This is a genomic window from Dietzia sp. HMSC21D01 (genome assembly GCF_001815995.1).
GTDB lineage: Bacteria > Actinomycetota > Actinomycetes > Mycobacteriales > Mycobacteriaceae > Dietzia > Dietzia cinnamea.
In genome coordinates, this window is record NZ_KV824040.1 from 1 (window position 1) to 7,612 (window position 7,612).

The 7,612-nt window shown below is 72.2% G+C and carries 5 protein-coding genes and 1 pseudogene; all 6 read left to right on the plus strand.

The window, feature by feature from the left end; genetic code table 11:
• Positions 1–123 precede the first annotated feature (123 nt).
• Positions 124–861: pseudogene (locus HMPREF3086_RS19940) on the plus strand (alpha/beta hydrolase); the annotation flags it as partial.
• Between the two features lie 129 nt (positions 862–990).
• Complete coding sequence (locus tag HMPREF3086_RS19945) at positions 991–1,761, plus strand: LGFP repeat-containing protein (protein WP_371441673.1); 771 nt, start codon at positions 991–993, stop codon at positions 1,759–1,761.
• Positions 1,758–2,249 carry a DUF732 domain-containing protein gene (locus HMPREF3086_RS13780; protein ID WP_061227883.1) on the plus strand — a complete coding sequence of 164 codons (492 nt, stop codon included), beginning with the start codon at positions 1,758–1,760 and terminating at the stop codon, positions 2,247–2,249. Before HMPREF3086_RS19945 ends, HMPREF3086_RS13780 begins: the two co-directional genes overlap by 4 nt.
• 191 nt (positions 2,250–2,440) lie before the next feature.
• Positions 2,441–3,406, plus strand: a complete 966-nt coding sequence (locus HMPREF3086_RS13785) for a cutinase family protein (protein ID WP_061227884.1) — start codon at positions 2,441–2,443, stop codon at positions 3,404–3,406.
• Positions 3,407–3,580: 174 nt separating this feature from the next.
• A complete protein-coding gene (fadD32, locus tag HMPREF3086_RS13790) occupies positions 3,581–5,527 on the plus strand; it encodes a long-chain-fatty-acid--AMP ligase FadD32 (RefSeq protein WP_061227885.1) in 1,947 nt (648 codons plus the stop codon).
• Between the two features lie 85 nt (positions 5,528–5,612).
• On the plus strand, positions 5,613–7,612 hold a 2,000-nt coding region (locus tag HMPREF3086_RS13795), incomplete at its 3' end, for a type I polyketide synthase (protein ID WP_246831003.1).

Sequence of the window (7,612 nt, forward strand, 5' to 3'; positions counted from 1 at the left end):
CCGGCGGGCGCGCCCGACGCGCCGAGCCTGCGCGTGCCCGCGGCGCCACCCTCCGGCGTGCGACTGGACAAGGTCGAGTGGAAGTCGGCCAACCGTGTGGCCCTGTGGGTGCAGTCGCCGGCCATGGAGCAGGCGGTGCAGGTGCAGCTCCTGCTCCCCGCCCAGTGGAACGCCGACCCCGGCCGCACCTACCCGTCCCTGCTGCTGCTCGACGGGCTCCGGGCCCGCGATGACGCGAGCGGCTGGACTCTCGAGACCAAGGTCTCCCAGTTCTTCGACGCCAAGAACGCGATCGTCATCCTGCCGGTGGGCGGCCAGTCGAGCTTCTACACCGACTGGGTCTCCGACGCCAAGGGTTCGGCCTACCAGTGGGAGACGTTCCTCATGCAGGAGCTGCCCCCGCTGCTGGCGCGGGACTGGCGGGTCGGCGACAAGCACGGCGTGGCCGGGCTGTCCATGGGCGGCACGGCTGCCATGATGCTCGCGCAGCGCTACCCCGAGCACTTCCAGTTCGCGGCCAGTTACTCGGGCTTCCTCGACACCACCAGCTTCGGCATGCCCGAGGCCATCAAGGTGGCCATGCAGGACGCCGGCGGCTACCCGGCCGAGAACATGTGGGGTCCGCTCGGCTCGGACCGGTGGCAGGAGCAGGACCCCAAACTCCACACCGAGAAGATGCGCGGGCAGAGCGTCTACGTCTCCGCGGGCAGCGGTAACACCGGCCCATGGGACCAGCCGTCCGGCCTACCGGACATCCCGACCAACTTCCCCGGGTACGGGCTCGAGCTCCTCTCGCGGATGACCACCCAGACCTTCGTCAACAAGGCGCGCGCCGAGGGGGTCGAGGTCACCGCGAACTTCCGCCCGTCCGGTACCCACACGTGGCCGTACTGGCAGTTCGAGATGACCCAGGCGTGGCCGCAGTTCGCCACCGCGGTGGGCATCGAGAACGTCGAGAAGCCGTGCGCGGCGGCGGGCGAGATCGCCCGCGTGGCCGAGCGGCAGCCCGGACTCGGGCCGTGCCTCACCGGCGAGTACGACGTCCGGGGCGGCAAGGCCACCGACTTCCGCTTCGGCCGCGTGTTCTGGTCGCAGGCCACGGGGGCGCACTCCGTCCTCGGGGCGATCGGCGCCGCCTACCAGGCCGAGGGCGGACCCGACGGCGTGCTCGGGCTGCCGACGTCCGGGGAGACGACCACCCCGGACGGGCGCGGCCGGTTCTCCACCTTCCAGAACGGCGTCATCTACTGGTCGCCCTCCACCGGCGCGCACGCGGTCCGCGGCGGCATCCGGGCGATGTGGCAGGAGCGCGGCGCGGAGCGCGGCGACCTCGGGTACCCGACCACCGACGAGATCACCAACCCCAACAAGCCGGGCGTCGTCCAGGGCTTCCAGGGCGGGACGGTCTACTGGTCGGAGGAGACGGGTCCGAAGGTCGTCGAGGGGGACATCCTCAAGGCCTACCGCGAGGCCGGGGCGGAGAACTCCGAGCTCGGCTACCCCGTGACCGACGAGATCGCCCTCGACACCCGACGCGGCGCGTTCAGCCGGTTCCAGGGCGGCGCGATCTACTGGTCGCCGCGCACCGGCGCCCACGTCGTCCCCCGCGGCCCGGTGTTCGACGCCTGGGGCACGGTCGACTACGAGCGCGGTCGGCTCGGCTACCCGACCGGCCCGCTGCGCAACACCTCCGGCGGCCAGGTGATGGAGTTCGAGGGCGGTCGGATCACCGTGTCCGGTGGCCGGGCGGAGATCTCGTGAGGTCCCGTGCGCTCTCGCTCGGCGCCGCGCTGCTCGTCGCCGGAGGGATGCTCACCGCGTGCGGGGGAGGGGACTCGACGGTCTCCGGCGTGCCGGACTCCGAGACGCTCGCCCCGCCGCCGGGCGGCGGCTCCGCCGGCGCCTCCCGTGTCCCGGCGACGGAGGACTCCGGCCGGTACACGGAGGCGCCGGCCCCCGTCCCCCCGGATGCGCCGGGGTACACCGCGCCGGCCATCGGTGCGCGCGAGCGCGGCTACCTCTCCGCACTGGAGAAGGAGGGCATCGAGACCGCCGACCTGTCGGATTCGCTCGTCGCCGCCGGCAACACCATCTGCCGCATCCGCACCACCGGCGGAGCCGCGGACGAGACCACGACGATCGCCGACGCGGTGGCCGGTCAGATCTCGGCGGGCGGCTACTCCGACCGTGAGGTCGACGAACTGTCCCGGGTCGTCGTGGACGCCTCGGCCGGGCAACTCTGCCCGTAGCGGCCCGCCCAGTGCACTGCCGCCCGCGCGGCTCGAACAGCACGACGGCGGTCGTCGGCGGGCGGCGGCCGCTCCGGGTGAGCCCGGACACCTCGCCCGGCACCTGAGGAACCCGCGCGGACCGCGGGGCGTTGAACCGGTCGTCGGCCACACGCCACAGTCGTGTGGGAGGTCGGGAAGGAGTTCGTATCGTGGCTCGCGGAACGCGTCGTGGGGGAGGCCGCCGTCTCGGCTGCTCGCTGGGGGCGCTCGTCGTGATCGTCCTGCTCGTGCTCGGCATCGGGTGGTGGCTCGGCAACCGGGGGTTGCCGACCGGCCCCGACGGCCCGCTGCCCGGCCCGGACGAGACCGAGCAGACCCAGCCCGCCGACTGCCCGGACGTCGAGATGATCGCCGTGCCGGGGACATGGGAGAGCAGCCCCACCGACGATCCGCACAATCCGGGTTTCCTGCCCAACGCGCTTCTGCGGACGATCACGGACCCGCTGAGCCGGCAGTACCCGGACGAGCGCCTCGAGGTGTTCACCGTCCCCTACGTGGCGCAGTTCCGGAACCCGCAGCAGCCGAACCAGGTCACCTACGACCAGAGCCGGGCGGAGGGCACCGAGCGTGCCCGCGCCGAGCTCGCGGCCACACACGAGCACTGCCCCCTCACCTCGTTCGTCCTCCTGGGTTTCTCCCAGGGCGCGGTGATCGCCGGCGACCTGACGAGCGAGATCGGTAACGGCAACGGTCCCGTTCCCGCCGACCGGATGCTCGGTTCCGTCCTCATCGCGGACGGCCGCCGCCTGCCGGGGCAGGGCCAGTCGCCGGGGCTGTCCCCCGGCAACGGCCAGGGGATGGAGATCGCCCTGCAGCCGGCCACCGGCCTGACCCAGCTCATCGCGGGTGCCACCATGACCGGGCCACGCCCGGGCGGGTTCGGCGAACTGGACGACCGCACGGCCCAGATCTGCGACTCGCGCGACCTGATCTGCAACGCCCCGCTCAACGTCGTCGACGGTGCCGCCCGGTTCCAGGAGTTCGTCGCCAACAACGCGATCCACGCCATGTACGCCACGAACCCGGACGTCATCGCCGGGACCACCGTCCCCGAGTGGACGATCGGCCACGTCAGCGAGCTCGTCGACGCCGCTCCGGAGATCGCCCACGAGTGACCGTCACGCCCTGCTCCCGGCGCCCGCGGGGCGACACGCCTGGCGAAGCGACGATTCGGAGTTCGGATGTGCCCTGAGGCACGCTGTAGGATCGACAAAGCTTGTCGTCAGTGCACCCGGCATATCCGTGGTCGACGACGTCGACCAACGTAGGACGGATCGGAACGGAGCAACGTGGAGTTCGAGCAGTATCACGACGCCGGAGGGGCGATCGTCATCCCTGATCGCACCACCCTTGTCGACTTCGTCGAAGCCAACGTCTCCGCCGCGCGCCAGGACCCCGCCCATGACGGGCTGGTCTACCGCTACATCGACTACTCGACCTCCCGTGACGGTGAGGTGCACGAGCTGTCGTGGACGCGGTTCGGCGAGCGGCTCTACGCCATCGCGGCCCGCCTGCAGCAGGTCGCGAAGCCGGGGGACCGCGTGGCCATCCTCGCCCCGCAGGGCCTGGACTACATCGTGTCGTTCTTCGCCGCGATCCAGGCCGGACTCATCGCCGTGCCACTGTTCGACCCGGATGAGCCGGGCCACCACGACCGCCTCCACGCGGTCCTGGGCGACTGCGCACCGGCGGTCATCCTCACCTCGACCGAATCCGCTGCCGGGGTCCGGAAGCTCTTCCGAGAGCTGCCCGCCCGCGAGCGTCCGCGCACCGTCGCCGTCGACGCCATCCCCGACGAGCTCGGCTCCGGCTGGTCCCGACCGGACCTCGGCGCCGACGACATCGCCTACCTGCAGTACACCTCGGGCTCGACCCGGGTGCCCGCCGGAGTCGAGATCACGCACCGCAACGTGGTCACCAACGTCATGCAACTCTTCGACAGCCTGGGTCTGACCCGCGCCTCGCGCGGCGTCACCTGGCTGCCGCTGTTCCACGACATGGGCCTGCTGACGGTCATCCTGCCCGCGATGGGCGGGGCCACCATCACGGTGATGAGCCCCCGCGCGTTCGTGCAGCGGCCCGGCCGGTGGGTCTCCCAGCTCGGCGCCGCGAGCGGCGGCGACGGGGTGTTCGCCGCCGCCCCCAACTTCGCGTTCGAGCACGCCGCCCGCCGCGGCCTGCCCAGGGAGGGCGAGACCCTCGACCTGTCCGGCGTGACGAGCATCATCAACGGTTCGGAGCCCGTCACCCCGGCGTCGATGCGGGCATTCAACGAGGCGTTCGCCCCCTACGGGCTCGCGCCCACCGTGATCAAGCCGTCCTACGGCATGGCCGAGGCGACCCTGTTCGTGTCCTCGCCGCGCCGAGATGACGAGGCGATCGTCATCCATGTGGACCGGACGGATCTCAACCGGGGCGTCATGACCGTCCTCGAGCCGTCGCAGGTGGAGGGCAACGAGGACGCCATCCCCCAGGTCGCGTGCGGGTACGTCGCCCCCAGCCAGTGGGCCACGATCGTCGAGGCGAACATCGACGAGGCCACGGGAGAGCACGACGGCACCGGCCGCGAACTCCCCGAGGGCCGGGTCGGCGAGATCTGGCTGCACGGCACGAACATCGGTCGCGCCTACTGGGGGCGCCCCGAGGAGTCCGAGGCCACCTTCGGCAACCGGCTCGTCGAGCGGCTGCAGGATGGCTCCAAGACCGTCCGCGAGTTCGGGACGGTACCCGAGGACGCGCGCTGGCTGCGCACCGGCGACTACGGCGCCTACGTGGACGGTCAGCTGTACATCACCGGCCGCGTCAAGGATCTGGTGATCGTCGCGGGCCGCAACCACTACCCCCAGGACCTGGAGAACACCGCGCAGAGCGCGTCCGACGCCCTGCGGCCCGGCTTCGTCGCCGCGTTCTCCGTGCCGGCCAACCAGTTGCCGATCGAGGCGCGTAACGGTGCGGAGATCGCCGCCGATGACTCCTCGGAGACGCTGGTCGTGGTGGGTGAGCGCGCGCCCGGCGCGGGCAAGGCCGACCCCGGTCCCATCGCGGACGCGGTCCGGTCGGCGATCTCCGCGCGACACGGCGTCACCGCCCAGGACGTTCTCCTGGTTCCCGCCGGGTCCATCCCCCGCACGTCCAGCGGCAAGATCGCCCGCCGTGCCTGCAAGGCGGCGTACGTGGACGGCACCCTGCGCGGGGGCCACCAGCAGACCGCATTCCCGGACCTGCCGGCGCAGTAGCGTCCGCCGGGCCGGTTCACGGCGCACGGCGGCCCCGGCGCACGGGAACACCGGACGACACCTTCAGGAAAGGCGAGCCACGACGATGGCACAGAGCGAGATGACGGTAGTGGAGCTCCGCGAATGGATGCGGGGCTGGGTCTGCCGGGCCACCGGGCTCGACATCTCCAAGGTGACCGACGACCGCTCGCTGGAGGAGTACGGCCTGTCGTCCCGCGACGCGGTGTCCCTGTCCGCCGACCTCGAGGACCTCATCGGCCGGCCGCTGGACGCGACCGTCGCCTACCAGCACCCCACCATCGCCTCGCTCGCCGAGTACGTGGTCAACGGTCCGGTGGAGGCCGACGAGCCCACGGACCTGCACACGTTCCGCGAGCGCGGCGCGGGCATGGAGTTCGACGTGGCCGTCATCGGCCTCGCGACCCGCTTCCCCGGCGGCGCCGACAGCCCCGAGGCGACCTGGGACCTGCTGGCCTCCGGCCGTGACGCGACCAGCCCCCGACCGGACTCGCGCTGGTCGGAGTGGGCGGGCGACGCGTACGTCCAGCAGGTCCTGGCCGAGGCGCCGAACCGCGGCGGCTGGCTCGACGACACCGAGGTCAAGGACTTCGACGCCGAGTTCTTCGGCATGAGCCCCCGCGAGGCCGAGATGGTCGACCCGCAGCAGCGGCTCGCGCTCGAGCTCACCTGGGAAGCCCTCGAGAACGCCCACATCCCGGCTAGTGACCTCAAGGGCCGCGAGGTCGGCGTGTTCATGGGCTCGTCGTCCAGCGACTACCAGGTCCTGCTCACGTCGGACTCCGCCGCCGCGTCCCCGTACGCGGTCACCGGCGCCTCCAACTCGATCATCTCCAACCGGATCTCGTACACGTTCGACTTCCGCGGCCCGTCCATGACGCTGGACACCGCCTGCTCGACGTCGCTGGTCGCGATCCACGAGGCCGTCAACTCCTTGCGCCTGCACGAGTCGGACCTCGTCGTGGCCGGTGGCGTCAACATGATGCTCGCGCCCGCCGCCACCATGGGCTTCGCCAAGACCGGCGCCGCGCTCAGCCCCGACGGGCGCATCAAGGCCTTCTCCTCGGACGCCAACGGCATCTGCCGCGCCGAGGGCGGCGGCGTATTCATCCTGAAACGCCTGTCCGAGGCGGAACGGGACGGTGACGAGGTCCTCGCCGTCATCAAGGGGTCCGCCGTGAACTCGGACGGCCGCTCCAACGGCATGACCGCCCCCAACCCGGACGCCCAGGTCTCCGTCCTGCGCCAGGCCTACGCCGACGCCGGCGTGGACCCGCGCGAGGTCGACTACATCGAGGCCCACGGCACCGGCACGATCCTCGGTGACCCCATCGAGGCCACCGCCCTGGGCCAGGTGCTCGGCCGCGGCCGCGACGCCGACCGGCCCACGCTCCTGGGCTCGGCCAAGACCAACTTCGGGCACATGGAGTCCGCCGCCGGTGCGGCCGGGCTGGCCAAGATCATCCTGGGCATGCAGCACGACGCCGTGCCGCCCACGATCAACTACGCGGGCCCCAACCCGTACATCGACTTCGACGCCGCCCGGCTCAGTGTGGTCACCGAGACCACCCCGTGGCCGCGCTACAGCGGCCGCGCAGTCGCCGGCATCTCCGGTTTCGGCTTCGGTGGCACCAACGCGCACGTCGTGGTGGCCGAGTACCGGCCGCAGCCGGCCCACGTCGTCGTCGACGCCCCGTCTGACACCTCTGCCGGCGCCCCGGCCGACACCGACCCGACCGCGGAGACCACCCCCGCGACGGCCACCCCTGCGCCGGCCACCACCGGGTCGGCCACGGATGACGACGTCGCCCGCTGCGTGGCCGACGCCGTGGCGCGCAACGCCGACGAGCTCGCCACGACCGGTACCTCCGCGCCCGGTGCCCCCGCCACCGTCCTGGTCGTGTCCGCGTCCCTTCCGTCGCGCCGTAAGGCCACGGCCGGACAGGTCGCGGACTGGCTCGAGGCGCAGGACGACTCGATCGACCTCGGCGCCGTCGCCCGCACCCTGGCGACGCGCAACCACGGCCGCTCGCGCGGCGCGGTCGTCGGCCACACCCGCGCCGAGCT